A 23,348-nucleotide genomic window follows, 5' to 3' on the forward strand; every position below is an offset into this window, starting at 1 on the left:
CCTTCCGTAGCCTGGACGGGTGGGAACTGTGGACTTGGGCCGCGAGTCCGAGGTTGGGTGGGATTTCTCGGGTTCGGCCGCCGCCGGGCCGTTGGGTACCGCGATCATCGGTTACCGCGATGTGGTTGGCGGCGGGTTGGATCTTCGGGTGGCCGGGACGGCGGCGATCACCGTGCTGATCGAATTCGGGGAGCGCGGGCTGATCGTCGACGATGCTGTCGGGCGGCGAACCCTCGGCGGGTTCGTTGTCGGGCTTCCCGTGGAGGCCATGCGTGTTCGTGGCGAGCGGGCGGAGTGCGTCGAGGTTCGCTTGTCGCCGATACAGGCGTATTCGCTGTTGGGTATTTCCCCAACGGATTTGGGCCGGGGTGTGGTCGCTTTGGAGGATCTCTGGGGCCGCTCGGCTCGGCGGCTGCGTGAGCAGCTCGCGTCCACCCGGACCTGGGACGAACGTTTCGCAGTAACGAAATCGTTTCTGGCGCAGTGCGAAAGGCCGATGCGGACACCCGACCCGGAGGTGCTCGCCGGCTGGAATCGCATACTCACCTCCGGTGGCCAGGTGAAGATCGGCGAGCTCGCCGAATCCCTCGGATGGAGCCACAAGCGGCTGTGGGCGCGGTTCGAGTCCCAGATCGGCCTGACACCCAAGCGGGCGGCGATGCTGGTCCGGTTCCGGTCCGCGGTCGACGGTTTACTGGCGGGCCGGCCCGCCGCCGACGTCGCGTTGGACTGCGGGTACACCGATCAGGCCCATCTGTGCCGAGACGTGTCGACATTCGCCGACCGCACGCCGGGAGCACTAACGGCGCACTATTTGCCCACCATCGCCCGGCACCGGTACCGGGCCTGGGGAAGATTTTTCCAATACGGTGCGGGACCGCTCGCTCGATAGTGGTGCCATGACCCACACATTCGATCCCGAGAAGCTACAGACCGCCCTGGAGACCGTCCATCACGCGGGCATGCCCGGAGTTTTCGCCGAGGTTCGCGACGACGACCAAATCTGGTGCGGCGCAGCCGGAGTCGCCGATCTAGCCACCGGCCGCCCCGTCACGGCCGATATGCGACACCGCGTCGGCAGCATCACCAAGACGTTCACCGCCGCCGTGCTGCAGCTGGTCGACGATGGCGAAATAGAGCTCGACACGCCCATCGGCCACTACCTGCCGCGGCTGGTTCCCGGCGCACGCGGTGTGGCGATCACGGTCCGGATGTTGATCAACCACACCAGCGGCCTCGCCGAATACCTCCCGCATGCCTACCCCTCCCTCGCGGCCTTTCCAGCCTTGGCGAAAACGACACCGGCCAGCCTGGATGGCAACCGGTTCACCAGGTTTCACGCGACCGAGCTGATCGAGATGGGGGTCGCAGCGCCTGCTGCCGGAGCCGCGGGTGGCACACCGGGTGTGTACTCGAACACCAATTACCTGCTCATGTGCCAACTCCTGGAATCGATTACAGGTACCTCGGCAGAGAAATGCATCACCCGCAACGTGATCGAGCGCGCCGGGCTGCGGGACACCGAGCTCCCAGCCGGACCGTATGTCCACGGGCCGCATTCACTGCACTATGAGGCGTGGTTCGGCATGATCGACCCGCCGCACGACTACAGCGTCTATGACATGTCGTGGGTGGGGCCGGCGGCTTCGCTGATATCGACCGTCGCAGACCTGAACCGCTTCTTCGGCCTGCTGCTGGCCGGCGATATCATCAGCCGAGCGTCGCTGGCGCAGATGCAACGCACCGTTCCGGTCATCTCCTTCGAGGGAAAGACACTCGACTACGGTCTGGGCCTGCAGAAGATGACGGTGCCCGGTCACGGGACTTACTGGGCCATGAGGGTTCGGTCTGGGGCGGCGGCGCGATGTCCATGACCAGCGCCGACGGCAAGCGACAAATGTCCATCGCGGTGAACCTGCAGCGATGGAACCGACTCGACTCCTCGGGTAAGCCGCAGCCCCATCCTATCGACGACGCACTTCGTGCCCTCACCCAGGTGACGCTGTGCGGTTGATACACGCAGCCACCGAACAAGCACGGATGCAACACGATCCGCAACGCTCGGTCAGCCGGCGGTGCTCGATGGCCAGGCCAGGCGCCCTCCGGGTCGACCCAGCAGTCGTCCCGCACGTTCGGATCGAGACCCTCGACTGCGGTCACACACCCATGATCGAAGAGCCCGAGCTTCGGCGCCTGGAGCGAACGCGCCCGCCTGGAACTCCCCAAACTCGGCGTGAGCGCGCGCCGGCCTTGCGGAACTGCTTCCGGTGGAAGAAGACGCGACCGCGTGACGCCCGACCAACACCCTGCTACCTATAAGTCCACGACACGAATTCGCTTGCCGCACAGCTTGGTCATATCATCCACATCCGAGGTCAGGATCACCGTGGGCGCGACGGCACGCAAGGCGGTCGCGGCTACCACAGCATCGATGGCGTACTTGTGACCATGCAGACCGGCCGCACGCAGCAATTCGATTGCGTCGAAAGCGATCTCGTCGGTGACAGGTTCGACTCGAAGCCGGGATAAGTACCAGCGGAACCGGTCGTTCTTGATCCTGATGTCGTATGCCTCGATGGGAGTGAGAGCGCTGACGATTACCCGGAAATCACTATCCTGCGCTTCCCGGATGTACGCGGTGACACGGTGGTCCGCCGCGCAAAACCTCGACAGGCCCTCACTGTCCAGCACCAGCGTCCCGGCACTCAGCCGGCTTCGTGTTCGTGCCACCCGTGATCCCCTTGCAACTCGGGCGAGGACTTCACCTCACGAAACAACGCAGCCGCTTCATCCCTGAACTCCTGCGGAATCACCCCAACTTGATCCTCATTCGCAACCAGCGCCTCCTCGAGCAGATCTCGCTCGATCTGCCGCTCAACGGCGGCATCGACATACGCGGAGAATCCGCGCGCCCCGACGCGTGCCCTGATCGCCCGAATATTGCCCGCCCGCAGCGACACGCTGACCTTCGCGGCCGGCCCATCGCCCGGAGGATACTCCGCGGGTAGTGCAGTCATGCGACGAGTTTACTACCCGAAGTAGCAATATGACTAGTACCCTGAACCATCACATGGCACCAGTGGCACGACGAATATCCCACCGAGAGCAAGATCGGCACATCCCACGCCGTCGCTTCTGCTAACGCCTGGACATGGCTATCATTTACTTCTCGAAACACGCCGTTCCGTGTCCGCAACTGAGGCCGGTAGACCGAAATCTACTGGCAGGTAGCATGTTTGATGAGCCGCTCGGGCGTTCGGCCGCTGTGACCTACGTCCCTGGCCACGGTGTAGATCACGTCACAACCGATGAGCCGCAACAGCGTTCGGGCCCACCCCGCCGACCCGACAGGATTGACCACCTCCGACCCGGATAACCGCTTCAGAGAACAGGATTCGGTGAGTGTTGACCCGAATACGCCGCATCTGAGGATGCAACCCTTCGAAGAAATACTGTGACCTGGCTCTCCGCCTGGGATCGGCATCACAGTTGACCGGCGATATGAGGAGTCATAGCGTTGCCGTAGCGAATGGTCAGAGCTGCCCATTACGAACTCCATTCATGCAGAACGTTATTCGGCCGGAGAAATGGTTCACCCAACCCCTTGGCAAGTCAATGAAGCTCGATTCCGTCGTTCCGAAAGCGGCGTCAACTCGACCCGCGACGTGAGCGCGAACCATCCGGATTTCCGCTTGAATTGGGGTTATCTGTGCGCCGCCGGCCTCAGTATCCTCACCCTGGTCCTCCTATTTCAGCCGTGGCTTTCTGCGTCCGGACCGACCGGCAATGCGAGTTCCAATGCTTTCGGCCGGATCGATGGCATCGGAGGCGGGGGCGGCGGTCCGAAAGCAGAAAACTGGGATGCGCACGGCTTCCGTGAGGTAGGCATCAGCGGGGTCTGGGCAATTCTGGCCAGCGCAGCAGCGATCATAACGGTATTGGCCGGGGTAATGTGCTTCCGAGTACGCAGCGAGACACTGGCCTGTGTTGTGATCGGTTCCAGCTTTGCCGCAGCCATTTTCGTATTCATCGCCGTGCTATATCTCAACAGCAAGGCACCCGCACTCCTCAGCCTGACCGAATCCCCCGGCGATAGCGGCCTCCGCGGCGTTGTCGACATGCTCCTCGGCAATGACAAAAAACCTGATTCCGGCGCCGGTCAGGAACACATCGCCAGTGCCAGTCTCGATCACGGGGCGATGCTCGGTGCGGTGACGGCACTCGGTGCCGCGTTCGCGGCCGCTGTCAGCGGACTACGCGGGCCGATCGGTGACTCGATGCGCCTGGACGTGGCGGCGGAAGTATCTGAACCCAATGCACCTGCGGCAGATGACCTTTCCCGACCCATCGAACCGATCCACTCCCCCCGGGCCGAAGCGCCGCCGGCTATCGCGGACAACAACGCCCTGTTGTGGGAAAGACTGCTATCCGACAACGAGCCGATTGTGCGGAACACACAGGATCGCAGTCGTAACGCCGCCTCGGTCGAGGGTACTTCCAACCCCGAGATGACCGCACTTTTCGACAAAATGCTCGTCGGCTGACACTCCATGGCCGCGGCGGCGCGGACCGATATCCGAACCGCCACCGCGTCTCGATCGAAACCGATCTACCACGGCTGAATTCGAGCACAAACCGTCGTCGGTGACGAGGCGGGTTCCCTACCGCGTATTCGATGCCGACCGCAGAAACGACAATGGCCGCCCGCGATGCGCGGGCGGCCATTGTCACGACGGTCGAGGTCAGGGTTTGTCGGCCCGATCGTCGGGTTCGACAACCTCCACCTCGGTCTCCCGGCGAATGATGCCCGGCTCGGTGCCCTCGTCGGCCGCCTGATCCGGTTCCGGATGTTCCGGCTCGAAGGTCGGCGGCAGCTTCTTGAGATGGCGGTTCATCGAACGCACCAGCAGCACGGTGCCCACGAGCAGAACCAGAATGATCACCAGCCCCAGCGGCGACGCCTTACCGAATTCCGGGCCCGTCGGAGTACCGGGTGTCTGAGCGAGTAGAGCCAGCATCACTGCTCGTCACCCACGATACCGGCGAAGAGATCGGTCTCGGGGATGGCCGTGCGCACCCGGGTCTTCGCCAATTCGAATTCCTCGGTTGGCCACAGCCGCTGCTGCATTTCCATCGGGATCGCGAAGAAGGCGCCGTTCGGATCAATCTGGGTGGCGTGCGCGCGCAGGGCGTCATCACGCTGCGGAAAGTACTTTGAGCACTCGATCTGCGTGGTGACTCGCGCCATCGTGTCGCCGCGGCTGCCCGAGTACTGACGCATCCGGTCCAGCCATTCCTGCAGCGGGAAGGGCTCCCCAAGCTTCGCGTACTCGTCGGCGAATGCCTCGAGGCGCTTGTGGCTGAAACCGTGGTCGTAATACAGCTTCAGCGGCGTCCACGGCTCACCAGCGTCCGGGAACCGCTCCCGGTCCCCCGCCGCCTCGAACGCGGCTATCGACACCTCATGGCATCGGATGTGGTCGGGGTGCGGGTAGCCGCCATTCTCGTCGTAGGTGGTCAGCACATGCGGCCTGAACTCACGCACCACGCGGACCAGCGCCTCGGTTGCCTCCTCCAGCGGAACGAGCGCGAAGCTGCCCTCCGGCAACGACGGCAGCGGGTCCCCCTCGGGCAGACCCGAATCGACGAAGCCGAGCCAGGTCTGACGCACCCCGAGCGCGGCGGCGGCAGCCGCCATCTCTTCGCGGCGGATCTCTTCGATCCGGTCGAGCACCCCGGGTGTGTCCATCGCGGGATTGAGAATGCTGCCGCGTTCGCCGCCGGTCAGCGTGACGACGAGGACTTCGTTCCCCTCGTCCGCGTACCGGGCGGTCGTCGCGGCACCCTTACTGGATTCGTCGTCGGGGTGGGCATGAACCGCCATGAGGCGAAGGCCGCTCATATTTCGTTCACCTCATCGCTCTCGCTCGCGGGTGCTGGGATTTCGTTCCCTATAGTTCCATTCGACAGACTTTTGTTCCGACGTACCCCCCGGGAGCGACCACTGATGAGCGAGCCTGCGCCGGAATCAGCCGGTAGCGATGAAGCCACGGCGCGCCGCGCCGATCGGTACGGCACCGAACCACGCCGGCGAAAGCGCTGGATTCCGGTGGTTCTCGGCGTCGTTGTCGTGCTGCTCGGGCTGGGGGTCGCCTATCTCGGCTGGCAGAAATACGGGCCCGACGACATCACTGCCGAACAACTCGGATACACCGTCGTCGACGATTCCACGATGACCGTTCAGCTCAAGGTCACCCGCAAGGATCCGCAGCGGCCGGTGGTGTGTTTCGTGCGCGCCATGGCACGCGACGGTTCCGAACTCGGGCGCCGTGAAGTGCTGATCGAACCGTCCATCAGCGGCACTATCAAAATGTCGACCACGGTTCGCTCGTCGGCACGTCCTTCGGCGAGCAGTATCTACGCCTGTAGCGATCAGGTGCCCGCCTACCTGCGAGCCGAGTGAATCGTCGCCGGACGGGCCGAATTCGGTCATAACGGCACCCAGAGCACGACAAAACAAACTCCGACCTGCATGTTTGTTATTCATGCTAAAATGGCCTGATACACGGTTCCGGGGCTCGGAGCCGTGTTTGCTGCATTGGCGGCCAGCGCTGTTGGTTTCGGGTTCGATTCTGCCCGAAACCAAAGCCTGTCGGGGTTCGAAGAACTTCCCCAGGATGGCACTAGCCGTCGGTTGGTGCGTGCCCGCCCCCTGTGGGCACTGCAGCGGTTATCAGGGAATCCCGGCCCGCCGGGAACAACTACTAGGGAGTGATCGAGATGACTGAGACGCAAGTGACCTGGCTGACCCCGGAGTCGCACGACAGGCTCAAGGGCGAACTCGACGCGCTTATCGCCAATCGTCCCGTCATCGCTGCCGAGATCAACGAACGCCGTGAAGAGGGCGACCTCAAGGAGAACGGTGGCTACCACGCCGCGCGTGAGGAGCAGGGCCAGCAGGAGGCGCGAATCCGCCAACTGCAGGAACTGCTGAACAATGCCAAGGTCGGCGTCGCCCCCACCAAGGCGGGCGTCGCGCTCCCGGGTTCGGTCGTCAAGGTCTACTACGACGGCGACGAGTCCGATACCGAGACCTTCCTCATCGCGACCCGCGAAGAGGGGCTCAACGACTCCAAGCTGGAGACGTATTCGCCCGCCTCCCCGCTCGGTGGCGCGCTGCTCGAGGCCAAGGTCGGCGAGACCCGCGAGTACACGCTGCCCAACGGCAACACGATGAAGGTCACCCTGGTCAGCGCCGAGCCCTACCACAGCTGACCACGCGGCCGAGTCGCTGCGCCGCACCGAGCAGCGCTTGGCCCTACTCCCCCGAATACCCGAGCGGCCGCACCTGATATCCGGATGCGGCCGCTTCGTCATGTGTTGTTCCTAGCCCACCAGCGCCTGTTCGACATCGGTGATCAGGTCGCCGATGTCCTCGATGCCGACCGAAAGCCGGACCAGATCCGCGGGCACCTCGAGCTCGGATCCCTCGGTGGACGCGTGCGTCATCGCGGCCGGGTGCTCGATCAGCGACTCGATACCCCCGAGAGACTCAGCGAGCGTGAAAATCTTTGTCCGCGAGCAGAAGTTACGGGCTGCTTCCTGGCCGCCGCGCAGCCGCACCGAGATCATGCCGCCGAAGCGCTTCATCTGCTTATCCGCGACAGCGTGGCCAGGGTGCTCGGCGAGGCCCGGGTAGATCACCTGCGAGATCGCCGGGTGTCGGGTCAGGAACTCGGCGACGGTCTCCGCGTTGTCGCAGTGCCGTTCCATCCGCAGCGCGAGGGTTTTGATGCCACGCATAGTGAGGTAGGCGTCGAACGGACCCGGTACCGCGCCCGCGCCGTTCTGCAGGAAGGCGAATGCCGCGTCGAGTTCAGGGTCGTTGGTGATGAGCGCACCGCCGACGACATCGGAGTGCCCGCCCAAGTATTTGGTGGTCGAATAGGTGACGATATCGGCACCGAGCAGCAATGGCTGCTGCAGGTAGGGGGTGGCGAAGGTGTTGTCCACGACCAGTTTTGCGCCGACGCCGTGCGCGACGTCCGCCAGGGCGGGGATGTCACCGATGCTCAAAAGGGGGTTGGTCGGGGTCTCGATCCACACCAGTTTGGTGTTCGGGCGAATCGCGGCGCGCATCTCGTCGACATTGAAGACGTGCGCGGGCGAGTGCTCGATGCCCCACTGGCTGAACACCTTGTCGATCAGGCGGAAGGTGCCACCGTAGGCGTCGTCCGGGATCACGATGTGATCGCCGGGACGCAGCGTCGCGCGCAACGCACAGTCGGTTGCGGCCATACCGGAGGCGAATGCCCGTCCGAAGCGGCCCGATTCGAGCGCGGCGAGGTTGGCTTCCAGCGCCGTGCGGGTCGGGTTGCCGGTTCGCGCGTACTCGTAACCGTCGCGCAGACCGCCCACTCCGTCCTGGGCGAATGTCGAACTCGCATAGATGGGCACGTTCACCGCACCGGTCCGCGGATCGGGATCGTATCCGGCGTGCACGGCCCTGGTCGAGAATCCCAGCTCACTCATGCGGTAAGGGTAATCCGAGCGATCTGCGAGCTATCTGCCGGTAGGTGTGTTGCGCGGAGGCTCGTTTTACTCATGCCGATCCGAATTACGCTGAGTGCATGCAGACCGTCGAAGAACTGTTCGCGATCGATTCCTTGCTGACCGATGACGAGCGCGAGATTCGCGGTGCCGTCGCGGCGTTCGCGGCCGCGCGGCTGCGACCGCATATCGCGGATTGGTTCGAGGCGGGCACCTTCCCAGCCCGCGAGATCGCGCCGGAACTCGGCGAACTAGGGCTGCTCGGCATGCATCTGAAGGGCTACGGGTGCGCGGGGATGTCGGCGACTACCTACGGCCTGGCCTGCCAGGAACTCGAAGCGGTCGATTCCGGGGTGCGCAGCATGGTGTCCGTGCAGGGCTCGCTGGCCATGACCGCGATCCACCTGTACGGCTCGGAGGAGCACAAACAGCAGTGGTTGCCTGAGATGGCCTCGGGTCGCGCGCTGGGCTGTTTCGGGCTCACCGAACCGGACTTCGGCTCCAATCCCGGCAGCATGCGAACCCGAGCCAAGCGTGACGGCACGGACTGGGTGCTGAACGGTTCGAAGATGTGGATCACCAACGGATCGGTGGCCGATGTCGCGGTGGTGTGGGCGCAAACCGAGGGCGAGGGCAGGCAGGTGGTTCGCGGATTCCTGGTTCCCGCGGGCACACCCGGATTCACCGCCCCCGAAATGCACCGCAAATTGTCGCTGCGCGCCTCGGTGACCGCCGAGTTGAATTTCGACGATGTCCGGCTGCCCGCCGACGCGCTGTTGCCGCATTCGCGCGGACTGAGTTCGCCGCTGGCCTGCCTGAGCGAGGCACGCTTCGGCATTGTCTTCGGTGCGCTCGGCGCGGCCCGCGACTGCCTGATCGCAACCATCGAATACGCCAGGACCCGCGAGGTTTTCGACAAACCACTGGCCGCGTACCAGCTCACCCAGGCAAAGCTCGCCGATATGGCGCTCGAACTCGGCAAAGGCCAGCTACTGGCCCTGCATCTGGGCAGGCTGAAGGATCGCGGCGAGGTCCGCCCCGAGCAGATCAGCGCAGGCAAACTGAACAGCACCCGAGAAGCCATCGCGATAGCCCGCGAATGCCGCACCATCCTCGGCGCCAACGGCATCACCCTCGACTACCCCGTGCTGCGGCACGCGAACAACCTCGAATCGGTGCTCACGTATGAAGGCACCGCGGAGGTCCACCAATTGGTACTCGGCAGGGCCCTCACCGACGCCAACGCGTTTCGGTAACAGCATCTTCCGGTGAGGCGCCGCGATAGGAAAGCCGAACGCCGAGAGGCGGCGCGGCTGAACTTCGAGCCCTGATCGAACCCAGCCGGGCGGACACTGTCAGCCCGGCTGTCACGACGTCAGTGGCCGACGCTGCCGGTGCTCAGGAAGCCGAGCAGGTCGTGGCGGGTGATGACGCCGACGGGTTTGCCGTCTTCGACGACCATGAGGGCGTCGGTGTCCGAGAGCGCCTTGGTCGCCACCGAGATCGGTTCGCCGGATCCGATGAGTGGGAACGACGGGCTCATATGCTCGGCGACGGAATCGGTCAGGTTCGCGCGGCCTTCGAATACCGCCGAGAGCAGAGCACGTTCGGAGACGCTGCCCGCGACTTCACCTGCCATCACCGGCGGCTCGGCGCCGACGACCGGCATCTGCGAAACACCGTATTCGCGCAGAATCTCGATGGCGTCGCGCAGCGTTTCCGACGGATGGGTGTGCACGAGGTCGGGCAGCTCGCCCGACTTGTCGCGCAGCACGTCGCCGACGAGCGGCTCGGTGGCGCTGCCGTCCAGGCGCTCGCGCAGGAAACCGTAGGAGCTCATCCACTGGTCGTTGAAGATCTTGGACAGGTAGCCGCGGCCTCCGTCGGGCAGCAGCACGACCACCAGTGCGTCCGGGTCGCGGCGCGCGATCTCGATAGCCGCGACCACCGCCATACCGCAGGATCCGCCGACGAGCAGGCCCTCCTCGCGGGCCAGCCTGCGGGTCATATCGAAGGAGTCGGCATCGGATACCGCGATGATCTCGTCCGGAATGGCCGCGTCATAGGCGGACGGCCAGAAGTCCTCGCCGACCCCTTCGACGAGGTACGGCCGGCCGGTGCCGCCGGAATATACCGACCCCTCCGGGTCGGCACCGATGATCTGCACCTTGCCGCCGGAGACCTCCTTCAGGTAGCGCCCGGTGCCGGAGATGGTGCCACCCGTGCCGACGCCCGCCACGAAATGGGTGACCTTACCGTCGGTGTCGCGCCAGATCTCCGGGCCGGTGGTCTCGTAGTGGCTTTCCGGTCCGCCCGGGTTGGAGTACTGGTCGGGCTTCCAGGCCCCATCAATCTCACGGACCAGGCGGTCGGAGACATTGTAGTAACTGTCCGGATGATCCGGCGGTACCGCGGTCGGGCAGACCACGACCTCGGCACCGTAGGCGCGCAGCACGTTGCGTTTGTCCTCACTGACCTTGTCCGGGCAGACGAACACGCATTTGTAGCCGCGCTGCTGGGCGACGAGAGCGAGGCCGACACCGGTGTTGCCGGAGGTGGGCTCGACGATGGTGCCACCGGGCTTCAGCTGACCGGATTTCTCGGCCGCTTCGATCATCTTCACCGCGATCCGGTCCTTGGAACTGCCGCCCGGATTCAGGTATTCGATCTTGGCCGCCACGGTCCCCGCGTTCGGTCCCACCACAGAGTTCAATCGGACCAAGGGCGTATTACCGATGAGATCCACGACATGATCCGCGATGCGCATAGCTACATCGTTGCAGAAGCCCTCGATGTGATCGCGCGCACGCCACACACGCGCGCCTTCGAGGTGCCGCCAAAGCAGCGGACGCGCGCTTAGGATCTCCCCCATGAGGCAGCCGAACATCGCACGTGCCGCCACCCTGCTGGCTGCGGCGGCGGGCGCCGTGCTCGTCGGATCCGGTGCACAGGCGAACGCGACGACCGTCGAATTCCCGCAAGTCCCGACCCTCGCCACCGGCGGTTTGTGCTGGACGAGCATTCGCACCTGGGCCGATACCAGCCCCGATTACCCAGGGCGCGCGATTCTCAATATCCGCTCGCTACCGGTCACCGGCATCGGCGACGGCATTTACCCGCTGGCGCCGCTGTGTGAGGTGCACACCACCGTCGCCTGGCGCAACACCACCACCGGTGCGACCGGCGCCTACGACAACACCGTGGTAACCGGCATCTACGGCAGCATCCAGTACTCGTTGTATCAGGACACCGGGCCCGGCCACATCGAGGTCGACGTCACCACCAATAACGCGAGCGTGCCCGCGCACGGCTCGTTCGACGTTCCGGCCTGACCGAATCCGGCGGGCCCACGAACCCGTACCATTTCTTTCGTGGGCGCACCTCGAATCAGCTGGCGAACGGCTGCGGTGACCGGCGTAGCAACCGTGCTGGCCGGGTCCAGTGCGGGCACCGCGTCGTGGGCCGCGTATCGGCTTCTCATGGCGCAGGCGGGCATCGCCCGCGGTGTCATCGGACGTGACACGTCCAAACCTCCGGAGGCAGACGGCATCTACACCGCCGCCTTTCGTGCACCGCAGCCGTGGCGTGCGGGCAAACCGGTCGACGTGCACCTGATGGTCTTCGGCGATTCCACCGCCGCAGGCGTTGGCTGCCTGAGCGCCGACGAAGTGCCCGGTGTCCGCGTAGCTCGCGGCCTCGCCGAGGCCACAGGTCTGCGAATTCGGTTGAGCACCAAGGCAATTTCCGGCGCGACCTCCAAGGGGTTGGCCGGTCAGGTCGACGCCATGTTTGTCGCGGGTCCGCCACCGGACGTCGCGGTGATCTTTATCGGCGCCAATGACATCACCAAAAAGCACTCGATCACCGCGTCCGCGCGCCGGCTCGGCGCGGCGGTGGCGCGATTGCAGCTGGCGGGCAGCGTCGTAGTGGTCGGCACCTGCCCCGATCTGGGTACGGTTTCCGCCATTCCGCAGCCATTGCGGACCATCGTGCACAACTGGAGTGCGCGGCTTGCGAAGGCACAATTCGCGGTGACAGCGGCGGCGAGCGGTCATCCGGTACCGCTGGGCGATCTGGGACCGGAATTCTTGACCGCACCCGATCGCATGTTCGCCGCTGACGGCTTCCACCCTTCGGCCGACGGCTATGCCTTGGCAGCGGCCAAGATCCTGCCGGTCCTGGTGACCGCGATCGCCGACCGAAGTCCGGAGATATCGCAAGCACTGGCCTTTTCCAGCGACCGTCGAGCAGTCGCCGGCGATACGGCCGAGCGTCGCGGCATCGCCGCCCGGCTGCGCGGGCTTATCGAATCACCGGGGTGGCGACCGCGCCGTGCTATGGGTTCTGTACACATAGAAATGCCAGTACAAAACTGAGCAGTGAGTAAAAGGAGCCTTCATGCCAGAGGCAGTTATCGTTTCGACCGCCCGGTCCCCCATCGGCAGGGCCGCCAAGGGATCGCTGGTCGACATGCGGCCCGACGATCTGACCACCCAGATTGTGCGTGCGGCGCTCGACAAGGTGCCCTCGCTCGATCCCGCCCAGATCGATGACCTGATCCTCGGCTGCGGTTCCCCCGGCGGCGAGCAGGGCTTCAATATCGCCCGCAATGTCGCGGTGCAGCTGGGCTATGACTTCGTGCCAGGCACCACCGTGCACCGTTACTGCGCGTCCTCGCTGCAGTCCACCCGGATGGCGTTCCACGCGATCAAGGCCGGCGAGGGCAATGTGTTCATCTCCGCAGGCGTGGAGACGGTCTCGCGCTACAAGTTCGGCTCGGCCGACAGCTGGCCCAACACCCACAACCCGATCTTCGCCGATGCACAGGCGCGCACCGCGAAGGCGGCCGAGGGCGGCGCGGGCATCTGGCACGACCCCCGCGAGGACGGCTTGCTGCCCGACGCGTACATCGCCATGGGCCAGACCGCGGAGAATGTCGCATCGCTCACCGGCATCACCCGCGAGGACCAGGACCGCTGGGGTGTCCGCTCCCAGAACCGCGCGGAAGAGGCCATCAAGAACGGCTTCTTCGAGCGCGAGATCACACCGATCACGTTGCCCGACGGCAGCGTCGTCTCCAAGGACGACGGCCCGCGCGCCGGTGTCACCTACGAGGCGGTTAGCAAGCTCAAGCCGGTCTTCCGCCCGGATGGCACCATCACCGCGGGTAACTGCTGCCCGCTCAACGACGGTGCCGCCGCGCTGGTCATCATGAGCGACACCAAGGCCAAGGAACTCGGCCTGACACCGCTGGCGCGCATTGTGTCCACCGGCGTCTCCGGCCTGTCTCCCGAGATCATGGGCCTCGGCCCGATCGAGGCCATCAAACGTGCGCTGGCGCTGGCAGGCAAATCGGTCGACGATATCGACCTGTTCGAGATCAACGAAGCGTTCGCGGTGCAGGTGCTCGGTTCGGCTCGCGAGCTGAAGATCGACGAGGACAAGCTGAACGTCTCCGGCGGCGCGATCGCACTCGGCCACCCGTTCGGTATGACCGGCGCCCGCATCACCACCACACTGCTGAACAATCTGCAGACCTACGACAAGCAGTTCGGTGTGGAGTCGATGTGTGTCGGCGGCGGCCAGGGCATGGCACTGGTCATCGAGCGCCTGAGCTGAGGTTCCCGATAACCACGGGGCGGTCACCGGGATTCCGGTGGCCGCCTTCGCCGTATCCCGAGGATTGCGGCGACGGACGTGCCAGCACGGAGCTGACAAAACGGCTCCCCACCCGATTCGAGTGGGGAGCCGTGTCGTCGTGTGATGACTAGTCGTTGTTGAAGTAGCTCAGCAGCCGCAGGATCTCGACGTACAGCCAGACCAGGGTGACGGCGAGGCCGAGTGCCACGCCCCAGGCCGCCTTCTCCGGCGCCTGCGCCCGGATCAACTGATCGGCGGCGTCGAAGTCGAGCAGGAAGCTGAACGCGGCGATCCCGATGCACACCAGGCTGAAGATGATGGCGATCGGGCCGCCGTCACGCAGGCCGAGGCCACCGGAGATGAAGAAGCTGGCGACGAGGTTGCCGAGCGCGAGCACGAGCACACCGATCAAGGCGCCGACGATCATCCGAGTGAAGCGCGGGGTAACGCGGATCGCGCCGGTCTTGTAGACGACGAGCATGCCCGCGAACACACCGAACGTGCCGAGCACAGCCTGTGCGATCAGCGTACCGCCACCGGCCCCGCCGAACTCGATGCTGGTGAACATGAACGACAGCGCACCGATGAACAGGCCCTCGAACACCGCGTACGACAGCACGATGACGGGATTGTCCATCTTCCGGGCGAAGGTCGCGACCAGCACCAGGACCAGACCGACCAGGCCACCGCCTATGACGAATAGCGGCGCGAGCGAGTTGTTCGCATTGGTCAGGCTGTAGGAGATGATCGCCGACAGCGCCAGCACACCGAGGGTGGTGGCGGTCTTGGTCACCACATCGTCGATGGTCATCGCGCGCGTGGCCGGCGCCTGCTGGTACGGCTGCTGGTACGGCGCCTGCTGGTATGGCTGCTGCTGGTACTGCCCGTATTGGTTCCCGAACTGTTGGCCCATCTGGCCCGCGCCCGTCACCCCCGACCCAAAGTTGGCATAGCCGCCCCCCTCCTGCCGAGGGAGATTTCTGAAAACCGGATTGCTCGTGGTGCGCACCGCGGATGCCTTTCTGGAGTCGTTGGCCCACGTCGCCGTGGCCGTCTGGACCGATATCCAACTGCCTGGACAACGCGTGTCGGCCGGGCCGAGTTCCCGGAGCTGGACTCCAGGAACTCATTGAGACAGACAATTCGGACTCTACTACCGTTGCGCGTCGCGCAGCCCACGCACCGACCGCGTCACTGTGAACTTTCGATTGCGGCCGATCACCTCGGTTCGCCCGACCATCCGCTCGACCACGCCCCGATAGTTCAGGTGAGTGTTGTATACGGTCCACAACTCGCCTCCGGGCCGCAGTACCCGGCCGGTCTCGGCGAACATCTTTATCGCGGAGCCGGTGTGCACCGCCGCGCCGACATGGAAGGGCGGGTTGCACAGCACCAGATCGGCACTGTTGTCGGCGGCCGAGGACATCGCGTCGTCGCGAATCACCGTCAACCGGTCGGCGACCCCGTTGACCTCGGCGGTTGCCCGCGCGGAGGCCACTGCGGCGGCCGATTGATCGGTGCCGACCACAGTTATCCCTGGTCGCGCCTTGGCCAGCGCGACCGCGAGTATGCCGGTGCCGCATCCGAGATCGATGGCGTCGCGGGCGTCCGGCTTCATCGACGTGAGGTGCTGTAAGAGAAATCGAGTCCCGATATCGAGCCGGGCACCGGCGAAGGCAGCACCGTGCGCGATGACCTGGATGTCGAGATCGTCCAGTCGCTCACGCACCGGAAACAGCGGCGCGCCAACCGGTTTCGGCCCGGTCGCCAGCAGGGTCCGCGACTTTTGCCTGCCCCGGCTGGCACGTACCTCCGAAAAGAACTGGGCGAGCAGGTCGTTCATCGACTTGGTCAGATACTTATCGCGGCCACCCGCGAACACCTCGACATCCGGGGCGGCGTAGCGCGCGATCGCGTCGGCGACCTCGGTCAATCCGGCCAGCACTCGCGGCAGGCGAAGCAGCACCACGCGAGCATCCGACAGCAACTCCTCGGCCAGTGGGTGCCTGGTATAGCGGTCGGCAAGCCCCAGCGCGCGGGCATTGTTCGCGAGGGCGAGTTCGCCGGTGAGCGAATCCTGGTGGACCCGGACATCACGCAGTTCGTGCCGGGCTATCGCACCGAGGGTAAGCGCACCGTAGCTATCGCCGATGACCGCGACCTTTCCACTCCCGGCCGCTACGATCGCCTCATCGGCAACATCGAGGATCAGTCGATCGGCGGCATCCACGGCGCAGAGGTTCGCCGCCTCCACATCCGGATGCCGCCGCAGTCGGCCAAATACGTCCTCGACATCTCCCACCCCTCAAGTGTGCTAGATCGTTGCCGAAACGACGCGCCCACCCCAGCAAATCCGCATCAGCCGCGTGGCTGCGTAACATCTGCCACATGCGTAACAGGATGGTGCTACTTGTCGCCGTGACGGCGGCGCTGGTCGCCGGTTGCGGCGACAGCGAATCCGGCTCGAATGCCACCAACGCCGCGACCGCGCCCAGTACATTCACCGATTCCTCGGCCACACCGCCGACCGACGCGCTGACGAAACGCGGCGCGCCATCGTCAGACGCGGGCGTCACGGTGAGCGGCATTCGGATCGGTCACCAACCCGGTTTCGATCGCGTGGTCTACGAACTCGGCGGCGCGGGCACGCCGGGCTGGATCGTGCAGTACGCCGACCAGGCCGTTCAAGACGCCAGCGGCAAGCTGATCGACGTAGCGGGCAACTCGATACTCGAGGTTCAGATCACAGGCTCGGCATATCCATTCGACAACGGTGTCACCCCCTACTCGGGCCCCGACCCGGCCACCGATCCCAGCGCCCCTGGAGTCGCCGGCGTCTATCGGTCCGCCGTGTACGAGGGCACCACTCAGTCGTTCATCGGTGTGCACGCGGACCGGCCCGCCTTCTCGGTCAGCACACTCACCGGCCCGACCCGGCTGGTCATCGATATCGCTACCCCCGAGTGATACACCGAGGGGGTATATCGGGTTTAGCACGCGGCCCTCATTAGACTGGCTGCGTGGTCGAATCGCACGCACCGCCACGAGCAACCGGGCTCACCCGGCTACTCGGTGTGCCTGCGCTACTCGCGGGTGTCGTCGCGATGCACGCGGGGGTATTCACGATCGCTCCCGAACATCATGCCGCGGCGACGCACAGCGCGATGGCCGTCGACGAGCACGTCCGCGCGCCGGCCGGAATGGATTGCGGCGGCGACGGTTGCGATGGACACACCGGCCTGCACGGATGCGTGTTCATCCTGACCGCTGTCGCACTCGCGCTGATGCTGGTACTGCTCTATCGCATCGCGAACGATCGGCCGCGCGGCGGCGTTTCGACACCGCGTGGTCACCGACACCAGCGCGAACGCGCACCACCATGGACGGTCCCGTCACTGGCCGAATTGTCGATTCTGCGGATCTGACAGGTCCACCACGCCCGTGGTTCACCCACAGTCGTGGCTTTGCCCTGTCGTTCACCCGATCGTTCACAATTCCTCAGGAGCACAGACATGTTCATCACCCGTACCCGCATGACCGCAGTCGCCACGGCGACCCTCGCCGCCGGGGCACTGTTCGCAGCGGGCTGTGGCAGCGACGACTCCGGCTCCATGCCGGGCATGGATCACGGATCGTCATCGATCGCGGCGGCCACCACGAGTGCACCCGCTACCCGGACCGACTTCAACGACGCCGACCTGATGTTCCTGCAAATGATGTATCCGCATCACGCGCAAGCCGTCGAGATGGCGAAGCTGGTCCCCGGTCGCACGCAGAATCAGCAGCTACTGTCGCTGGCCGCCGATGTCGAGAAGGCGCAGGCGCCGGAAATGGAGCAGTTCACCATATTGCTGCAGAGCTTCGGCAAGCCCGCGCCGTCGGCCTCGGGCGGGCACACCATGCCTGGTACCTCCGCTATGCCGGGCATGATGACCGCCGAGCAGATGGCCGCGCTCGAGGCCGCGTCCGGCGCCGACTTCGACCGCCAGTGGATGCAGATGATGATCGACCATCACAATGGCGCCATCGCCATGGCCGATACCGAGCTCGCGAGCGGCGTCAACCCCGACGCGAAGGCATTGGCCACCGCCATCAACACCGCCCAGCAGGCGGAAATCGCCACCATGCGCGGCATGCTCGGTCAGGGCTGACGCCGGCCGACTCGGGCCGGAACCAGCGGCGATTGCGCTGGTCCCGGCCCGATTCGCCGGGGTCGACATGCTGCGCTACGGATATCGCTCGGCCCAGTATCGGTTCGTCATCAATATCGGCGCGGCCAGCTGACTGGCCCACGCACCAGGAAGTACGGTCGGAAGAACCGGCCTTCTGCACGCCTCCAGTGGCCGGATCCAGAGGGGAGAGAGGGATCCGATTATGCGCCGACTAGAACGTACGGGTGTGGCCATGGCCATGGCCGCCGCCGTGGGTGTCATAACGATCGGCGCCTGCTCGAAGCAGGTTTCCGGCACCGCGGAGGTCAATCAGACCGACCTCGCCGCCTACTCCACCGAGATCTCGGCGTCGCGCGCCGCGGCGGCGCAACGGGCCGTCGGCGGCGCCTGCACCGCGTTGCGCACCGCCAATACCAGTTCGGTACGTGCCTTCAACGACTACATCAACGCGAGCAACGACCGCGGCCGCAACGATCCCGATGCCAACGCCAAGGCCGACGTCGCGGTCACCACGCTGCACGACAACGCACACAACGTCGAGGTGACGGTGACCAACGAGGTGTCAACCGATATCGCGACCCCGCTGCGCGCCTACCGCGACGACACCAACGGCTTGGCCGACACACTCGCTCAGCGCGCGCCCACCGATACCCTCAACACCGCCATCGATAAATTCAACGCAACAAAAGACGTCGCACTCGCCGCCTGCCAAGGTCACTGACACGGCATTCGTTTCCTACTGCTCGGTCACCATGACCACCTCCGCTGGGGACAACCGGACGAGACGATCAGTCGTATGCGCAAGCATATTTGCCGATATGACAAACTGGCGGGATGGACAGCGACCTCGACCAAGCACTCGACGCGGTCGGTCCTCGGCTGCGGGCACTGCGCAAACAACGCGAAACCACCCTCGCCGACCTCTCGGCCGCGACCGGAATCTCGGTGAGCACCCTGTCCCGCTTGGAATCCGGAGCCCGCCGTCCGACCCTCGAACAACTACTGCCCCTTGCCAGGGCACACGGCGTCACGCTCGACGAACTCGTCGACGCCCCACCGACCGGGGACCCGCGCATCCACCTGCGCCCGGTCACCCAGCACGGCATGACCATGCTGCCCCTGACTCGCCGCGCCGGCGGCATCCAGGCATACAAGCTCATCATCGCGCCCGACAGTCGCCGCGGGGAGCCCGACCCGCGGACCCACGAGGGCTACGAGTGGCTCTACGTCCTCAATGGCCGACTGCGCCTGGTCCTCGGTGAACACGATGTGGTGCTCACACCCGGCGAAGCAGCCGAGTTCGATACCCGGGTACCCCACTGGTTCGGCGCCGCCGACGCCGAACCGGTCGAGTTCCTCAGCCTTTTCGGCAAGCAGGGCGAGCGCGCACACCTGCGCGCTCGCCCCGAGCCGAAGCAGTCATCCGATCAGTCGTGACTACGTTCGTACACAACACCTTTCGGTTGCACTAGGCCGATACCCGCGCGGCGTCCGCGCGGAGTCGATCGGCGTCGGCCGCATCGATCGCTTCGAGCGACGCCCCCTTGGTTTCTCGTGTGTACAGCACCGCGACGATGGTGACCGCCGCGGCGGCCAGCAGGTAGAACGCGATGGGCAGCGAGGAATCGAAGCGGTTCAACAGGGTGGTCGCGATGATCGGCGCCATCGAACCCGCCACGATCGAGGTCACCTGATAGCCGAGTGACACACCCGAGTACCGCATGCGAGTCGGGAACATCTCCGCCATGATCGCCGGTTGACCGGCATACATCAGCGCGTGGAACACCAATCCGATGATGATGGCCGACATGATGATCACGCCGTGTCCGCTGCTCATCATCGGGAACGCGAAGAAGCCCCAGGTACCGCTCAATATGGCGCCGAGCAGGTACACCGGCCTGCGGCCGAAAATGTCGGTCGCGCGCCCGGCCAGCGGCACGGCGCCGAGGTGCACCGCGTGCGCGACCAGCATCCACCACAGGATCGAGCTCGTATCGGCGTTCGCGACGAACTTGAGATACGTAATCGAGAACGTGACCACCAGGTAGTACATGATGTTCTCGCCGAAGCGCAGTCCCATGGCGGTGAACACGCCGCGCGGGTAGCGCCGGAACACCTCCAGCACACCGTAGGAATCGGACTCGGTCCGTTCGGCCTTTTCCTGCGCGGCGATGAAGATCGGCGCGTCCGACACCATGGTCCGGATGTAATAGCCGACCAGCACGATCACCGCCGACAGCCAGAACGCGATCCGCCAGCCCCAGCTCAGGAAGGCGGCGTCGGGCAGTGTGGTGGTCAGCACCAGCAGCACCACCGTTGCCATCAGGTTGCCCGCGGGCACGCCCGCTTGCGGCCAACTGGCCCAGAACCCACGCCGGGACGCCGGGCTGTGCTCGGCGACCAACAGCACCGCGCCACCCCATTCGCCGCCGACCGCGAAGCCCTGTACGAAGCGCAGCACCACGAGTAGCGCCGGAGCGAGATAGCCGACCTGCGGATACGTTGGCAGACAGCCCATCAGGAAGGTCGACGCGCCGACGAGCAGCAGGGAGAACTGCAGGAGCGTCTTGCGGCCGTATTTGTCGCCGAAGTGCCCAAATACGAGCCCGCCCAGCGGACGGGCCACGAATCCGACCGCATAGGTGAGGAACGCCGCGATCACTCCGTCGAGCGGGTCACCACTGTTCGGGAAGAACAACTTGCTGAAAACCAGCGTCGCCGCGGTGCCATAGAGAAAGAACTCGTACCATTCGACAACCGTCCCGGCCATCGATGCCGCGACCACCTTTTTCAGGCCGGTCGGTGCACTATCCCCGGGGCCGGTCTCCGGCACATTGTCGATCATCGCCTGCTCCTCGAACCTCATCGTTCCCAGCATGCTGTGAGGCACACCACACCGTTTACTGCACTTGGAGTATTGGTTGCCGATCGTTCGCGGTGCAACAGCGAAATCCGCAAGTGCCGTCTGCACAAATGCAGTTCGCCGCGCGGTCGCGGCCCGGACGCGGGCGAGAATCAGGCGGTCACACCCTGCAATTCCGCAGCACGGTCGGCGACTTCGGTACGCAGTGCGGTTAGCACGGCCCGAACCGCGTTGCTGCGCAACGACTCCTCGCGAGCCACGGTCCAATACGAGATCTGATAGTCGAATCGCTCCCGCAGCACGCGGCGCAATTCCGGGCGCGGATCGGCCAGGTAGGCGGGCAGAATCCCGACACCTGCCCCGGCGACGGTGGCCTCGACATGCGCGAAGACGCTGGTCGAACGCATGCTCGGCATCGGCTCCGGCAGCTTTTTCGCAGCCCGGTCCAGCTCGTCTACCTGCAGTGACGATTCGATGTAGAAGATCTGTCGGTGCTGCGACAGGTCGGCCAAGCGCTCCGGAGTGCCGTGTCGGGCCAGGTAAGCCTCGCTGGCGTACAGACCGATCCGGTAGTCGGTCAGGTGCCTCGCGATGGCGCGATGCACGTCGGGCTGGCCGACCACGACCTCGAGATCCACACCGGAACGGTTCTGCCGGACACGCTGCGTCGCGCTGATGAGTTCGACCCCCAACCGCGGGTGGTCTTCCTGTAGCCGCGCGAGCGCGGGTACCGCGAACCGCGCGACGAACGCGTCCGACGCCGCGATGCGGACCAGACCACCGATGCCGTGAGTGCGCATCTGCCGCGGTGTCGCCAGTTGTTGCATGGACTTCTCGATTTCCTCGGCGACCACCAGCACGCCACGGCCGAGTTCGGTCAGCTCCCAGCCGCGCGGGCTGCGCACCAGTAACCGACCACCAACCGCCTTCTCCAGCGCGGTGATTCGCCGCGCGGCGGTCGTCGAATTCACGCCCAACGCCCCGGCCGCAGCGGAAAACCGGCCCAGCCGGGCCACGGCGAGCAGGACGAGCAGGTCGTCCGGATTCGGCCGGATGCTGAGTGGGGCGCCGCTGTCGGTCATCCGTCGATTCCACCACGAAACTGCAAATTTGCAGTGCATTCCTGCGAAATCGGGTTCCAAACTGCATTGATAACAGTCGGAACGGTTCGTAGCGTGGTCCGCATCACACGCACACGGAACGGAGCTCGCAGTGGCAACCATCGGATGGATCGGCTTGGGGCACATGGGAAGCCGCATGACCGCAAACCTCGTCAAGGACGGGCACACCGTGCTCGGATTCGATCTCGACCCGGCGGCCGTTGACGCCGCCGCGGCAGGTGGCGTGCAGCCCGCGCCGTCGCTGGCCGAGGCGGTGCGCGAGGCCGACGCGGTGGTCACGATGCTGCCCAAGGGCGAGCACGCGCGCGCGGTGTACCTCGGCGAGAACGGGGTCCTGGCCAACGCGGCACCGTCCACATTGCTCGTGGACAGTTCGACCATCGATATCGACTCCGCGCGTACCCTGCACGACACCGCACGCGAGCGTGGCTTTCGATTCGTCGACGCACCGGTTTCCGGCGGTATCAGCGGCGCCGCCGCGGGCACCCTGACGTTCATGCTCGGGGGTGAATCCGACGCCGTGGAGGCGGCCGCGACGCTGATCGAGCCGATGAGCGGCAACATCATTCGCACCGGTGCGGCCACCAGCGGTCAGGCCGCCAAGATCTGCAACAACATGATGTTGCTGATCAACCTGGCCGGCTGTGCCGAGGGAGCGGTGCTTGCCCAGCGACTCGGCCTCGATCCGCAGGTCTTCTGGAACGTAGCCGCGGTGTCGTCCGCGGATTCGTGGGCGCTGCGCACCTGGTATCCGGTGCCCGGCATCGTCGAAACCTCCGCGGCCAATAACGGATTCGACGCCACCTTCACCGCCGACCTCGCCAACAAGGACATCGGCCTGGCACTGGCCGCCGCAGAATCGACCGAAACCGTGCTGCCCGCAGCACAACTCGTGCAGGCACAGCTACAGGAGCTGGTCGATTCCGGCCGTGGCGGCAAGGACTGCTCGCTGATCATCTCCCACATCGATCCGGCCATCGGCTGACCGACCCGAAAGGTATC

Annotated in this window: 25 protein-coding genes and 2 pseudogenes; 16 read left to right on the top strand and 11 right to left on the bottom strand. The window is 65.2% G+C overall.

The genetic code is table 11. From position 1 onward, the window contains the following. Window positions 1-19: 19 nt before the first annotated feature. From LKE06_RS01930 to LKE06_RS01940, 3 genes are read left to right on the top strand one after another with little or no spacing between them, the layout of a single operon-like run. The gene (locus LKE06_RS01930) at window positions 20-892 is read left to right on the top strand and encodes a helix-turn-helix domain-containing protein (protein WP_227996652.1); all 873 of its coding nucleotides are present in this window, start codon (window positions 20-22) and stop codon (window positions 890-892) included. Window positions 893-899: 7 nt separating this feature from the next. After that, window positions 900-1,874 carry a serine hydrolase domain-containing protein gene (locus tag LKE06_RS01935; protein ID WP_227996653.1) on the top strand — a complete coding sequence of 325 codons (975 nt, stop codon included), beginning with the start codon at window positions 900-902 and terminating at the stop codon, window positions 1,872-1,874. Next, window positions 1,865-2,014, top strand: a complete 150-nt coding sequence (locus tag LKE06_RS01940) for a hypothetical protein (RefSeq protein ID WP_227996655.1) — start codon at window positions 1,865-1,867, stop codon at window positions 2,012-2,014. Before LKE06_RS01935 ends, LKE06_RS01940 begins: the two co-directional genes overlap by 10 nt. A gap of 299 nt (window positions 2,015-2,313) precedes the next feature. Here LKE06_RS01940 and LKE06_RS01945 read toward each other — a convergent pair whose 3' ends face one another. From LKE06_RS01945 to LKE06_RS33060, 3 genes and pseudogenes are all read right to left on the bottom strand, one after another. Beyond that, window positions 2,314-2,730 (bottom strand): PIN domain-containing protein, encoded by a 417-nt coding sequence (locus tag LKE06_RS01945; protein WP_227996657.1) that lies wholly within the window; start codon window positions 2,728-2,730, stop codon window positions 2,314-2,316. Next, a complete protein-coding gene (locus LKE06_RS01950; protein WP_227996658.1) occupies window positions 2,706-3,017 on the bottom strand; it encodes a hypothetical protein in 312 nt (103 codons plus the stop codon). Before LKE06_RS01950 ends, LKE06_RS01945 begins: the two co-directional genes overlap by 25 nt. A gap of 47 nt (window positions 3,018-3,064) precedes the next feature. Then, window positions 3,065-3,148: pseudogene (locus tag LKE06_RS33060) on the bottom strand (DUF255 domain-containing protein); the annotation flags it as partial. Between the two features lie 517 nt (window positions 3,149-3,665). On the opposite strand from LKE06_RS33060, the gene LKE06_RS01960 reads away from it, so the two are divergent. Next, the gene (locus LKE06_RS01960; protein ID WP_227996662.1) at window positions 3,666-4,544 is read left to right on the top strand and encodes a hypothetical protein; all 879 of its coding nucleotides are present in this window, start codon (window positions 3,666-3,668) and stop codon (window positions 4,542-4,544) included. A 198-nt stretch (window positions 4,545-4,742) separates the two neighbouring features. On the opposite strand, the gene LKE06_RS01965 is transcribed toward LKE06_RS01960, so the two are convergent. Together LKE06_RS01965 and mca are read right to left on the bottom strand one after the other, a co-directional pair. Continuing rightward, window positions 4,743-5,018, bottom strand: a complete 276-nt coding sequence (locus LKE06_RS01965; protein WP_227996664.1) for a hypothetical protein — start codon at window positions 5,016-5,018, stop codon at window positions 4,743-4,745. Then, the gene (gene mca / locus LKE06_RS01970) at window positions 5,018-5,902 is read right to left on the bottom strand and encodes a mycothiol conjugate amidase Mca (protein WP_227996666.1); all 885 of its coding nucleotides are present in this window, start codon (window positions 5,900-5,902) and stop codon (window positions 5,018-5,020) included. Before mca ends, LKE06_RS01965 begins: the two co-directional genes overlap by 1 nt. Window positions 5,903-6,007: 105 nt before the next feature. Here mca and LKE06_RS01975 point away from each other — a divergent pair, with 105 nt between their 5' ends. Next, complete coding sequence (locus LKE06_RS01975; protein ID WP_227996668.1) at window positions 6,008-6,463, top strand: DUF4307 domain-containing protein; 456 nt, start codon at window positions 6,008-6,010, stop codon at window positions 6,461-6,463. Between the two features lie 317 nt (window positions 6,464-6,780). Beyond that, on the top strand, window positions 6,781-7,275 hold the full coding sequence (greA, locus tag LKE06_RS01980; protein ID WP_227996670.1) for a transcription elongation factor GreA: 495 nt from the start codon (window positions 6,781-6,783) through the stop codon (window positions 7,273-7,275). A gap of 111 nt (window positions 7,276-7,386) precedes the next feature. Here the strand turns inward: greA and LKE06_RS01985 are convergent, their stop codons facing one another. Beyond that, window positions 7,387-8,532: a cystathionine gamma-synthase gene (locus tag LKE06_RS01985; protein WP_227996672.1), complete on the bottom strand. Its 1,146-nt coding sequence runs from the start codon at window positions 8,530-8,532 to the stop codon at window positions 7,387-7,389. A 98-nt stretch (window positions 8,533-8,630) separates the two neighbouring features. On the opposite strand from LKE06_RS01985, the gene LKE06_RS01990 reads away from it, so the two are divergent. Then, complete coding sequence (locus LKE06_RS01990) at window positions 8,631-9,806, top strand: acyl-CoA dehydrogenase family protein (protein WP_227996674.1); 1,176 nt, start codon at window positions 8,631-8,633, stop codon at window positions 9,804-9,806. A 119-nt stretch (window positions 9,807-9,925) separates the two neighbouring features. Here LKE06_RS01990 and LKE06_RS01995 read toward each other — a convergent pair whose 3' ends face one another. After that, entirely contained in the window at window positions 9,926-11,317 is a 1,392-nt protein-coding gene (locus LKE06_RS01995; protein WP_227996676.1) for a cystathionine beta-synthase, read from the bottom strand. A gap of 103 nt (window positions 11,318-11,420) precedes the next feature. On the opposite strand from LKE06_RS01995, the gene LKE06_RS02000 reads away from it, so the two are divergent. Genes LKE06_RS02000 through LKE06_RS02010 form a run of 3 tightly spaced genes read left to right on the top strand, consistent with a single transcriptional unit; the run spans window position 11,421 to window position 14,169 of the window. Next, window positions 11,421-11,882 carry a hypothetical protein gene (locus tag LKE06_RS02000; RefSeq protein ID WP_227996678.1) on the top strand — a complete coding sequence of 154 codons (462 nt, stop codon included), beginning with the start codon at window positions 11,421-11,423 and terminating at the stop codon, window positions 11,880-11,882. Between the two features lie 39 nt (window positions 11,883-11,921). Then, window positions 11,922-12,926 carry an SGNH/GDSL hydrolase family protein gene (locus LKE06_RS02005; protein ID WP_227996680.1) on the top strand — a complete coding sequence of 335 codons (1,005 nt, stop codon included), beginning with the start codon at window positions 11,922-11,924 and terminating at the stop codon, window positions 12,924-12,926. A gap of 22 nt (window positions 12,927-12,948) precedes the next feature. Continuing rightward, window positions 12,949-14,169: an acetyl-CoA C-acetyltransferase gene (locus LKE06_RS02010; protein ID WP_227996682.1), complete on the top strand. Its 1,221-nt coding sequence runs from the start codon at window positions 12,949-12,951 to the stop codon at window positions 14,167-14,169. A gap of 148 nt (window positions 14,170-14,317) precedes the next feature. Here the strand turns inward: LKE06_RS02010 and LKE06_RS02015 are convergent, their stop codons facing one another. Both LKE06_RS02015 and LKE06_RS02020 read right to left on the bottom strand, forming a co-directional pair. Further along, window positions 14,318-15,199: a Bax inhibitor-1/YccA family protein gene (locus LKE06_RS02015; protein WP_227996684.1), complete on the bottom strand. Its 882-nt coding sequence runs from the start codon at window positions 15,197-15,199 to the stop codon at window positions 14,318-14,320. Between the two features lie 144 nt (window positions 15,200-15,343). After that, window positions 15,344-16,492, bottom strand: a complete 1,149-nt coding sequence (locus LKE06_RS02020) for a class I SAM-dependent methyltransferase (protein ID WP_227996686.1) — start codon at window positions 16,490-16,492, stop codon at window positions 15,344-15,346. An 86-nt stretch (window positions 16,493-16,578) separates the two neighbouring features. On the opposite strand from LKE06_RS02020, the gene LKE06_RS02025 reads away from it, so the two are divergent. The 5 genes from LKE06_RS02025 to LKE06_RS02045 all read left to right on the top strand — a co-directional run bounded on the left by LKE06_RS02025 (window position 16,579) and on the right by LKE06_RS02045 (window position 19,799). Beyond that, entirely contained in the window at window positions 16,579-17,157 is a 579-nt protein-coding gene (locus LKE06_RS02025) for an AMIN-like domain-containing (lipo)protein (protein ID WP_227996688.1), read from the top strand. Window positions 17,158-17,210: 53 nt separating this feature from the next. Continuing rightward, a complete protein-coding gene (locus tag LKE06_RS02030; RefSeq protein WP_227996690.1) occupies window positions 17,211-17,615 on the top strand; it encodes a DUF6153 family protein in 405 nt (134 codons plus the stop codon). An 87-nt stretch (window positions 17,616-17,702) separates the two neighbouring features. Next, window positions 17,703-18,341, top strand: a complete 639-nt coding sequence (locus tag LKE06_RS02035) for a DUF305 domain-containing protein (protein WP_227996692.1) — start codon at window positions 17,703-17,705, stop codon at window positions 18,339-18,341. A gap of 223 nt (window positions 18,342-18,564) precedes the next feature. After that, window positions 18,565-19,083: an Rv2240c family protein gene (locus LKE06_RS02040; protein WP_227996694.1), complete on the top strand. Its 519-nt coding sequence runs from the start codon at window positions 18,565-18,567 to the stop codon at window positions 19,081-19,083. A gap of 113 nt (window positions 19,084-19,196) precedes the next feature. Then, complete coding sequence (locus LKE06_RS02045) at window positions 19,197-19,799, top strand: helix-turn-helix domain-containing protein (protein WP_227996696.1); 603 nt, start codon at window positions 19,197-19,199, stop codon at window positions 19,797-19,799. A gap of 31 nt (window positions 19,800-19,830) precedes the next feature. Here LKE06_RS02045 and LKE06_RS02050 read toward each other — a convergent pair whose 3' ends face one another. Both LKE06_RS02050 and LKE06_RS02055 read right to left on the bottom strand, forming a co-directional pair. Further along, window positions 19,831-21,207: an MFS transporter gene (locus LKE06_RS02050; protein WP_227999242.1), complete on the bottom strand. Its 1,377-nt coding sequence runs from the start codon at window positions 21,205-21,207 to the stop codon at window positions 19,831-19,833. A gap of 170 nt (window positions 21,208-21,377) precedes the next feature. Beyond that, window positions 21,378-22,307, bottom strand: coding sequence for a LysR family transcriptional regulator (locus LKE06_RS02055; RefSeq protein WP_227996702.1), 930 nt, complete (start codon window positions 22,305-22,307; stop codon window positions 21,378-21,380). A gap of 106 nt (window positions 22,308-22,413) precedes the next feature. On the opposite strand from LKE06_RS02055, the pseudogene mmsB reads away from it, so the two are divergent. Next, window positions 22,414-23,331 (top strand): annotated as a pseudogene (mmsB, locus tag LKE06_RS02060) (3-hydroxyisobutyrate dehydrogenase); the annotation flags it as partial. Window positions 23,332-23,348: the final 17 nt, after the last annotated feature.

The organism is Nocardia australiensis, assembly GCF_020733705.1.
Lineage (GTDB): Bacteria > Actinomycetota > Actinomycetes > Mycobacteriales > Mycobacteriaceae > Nocardia > Nocardia australiensis.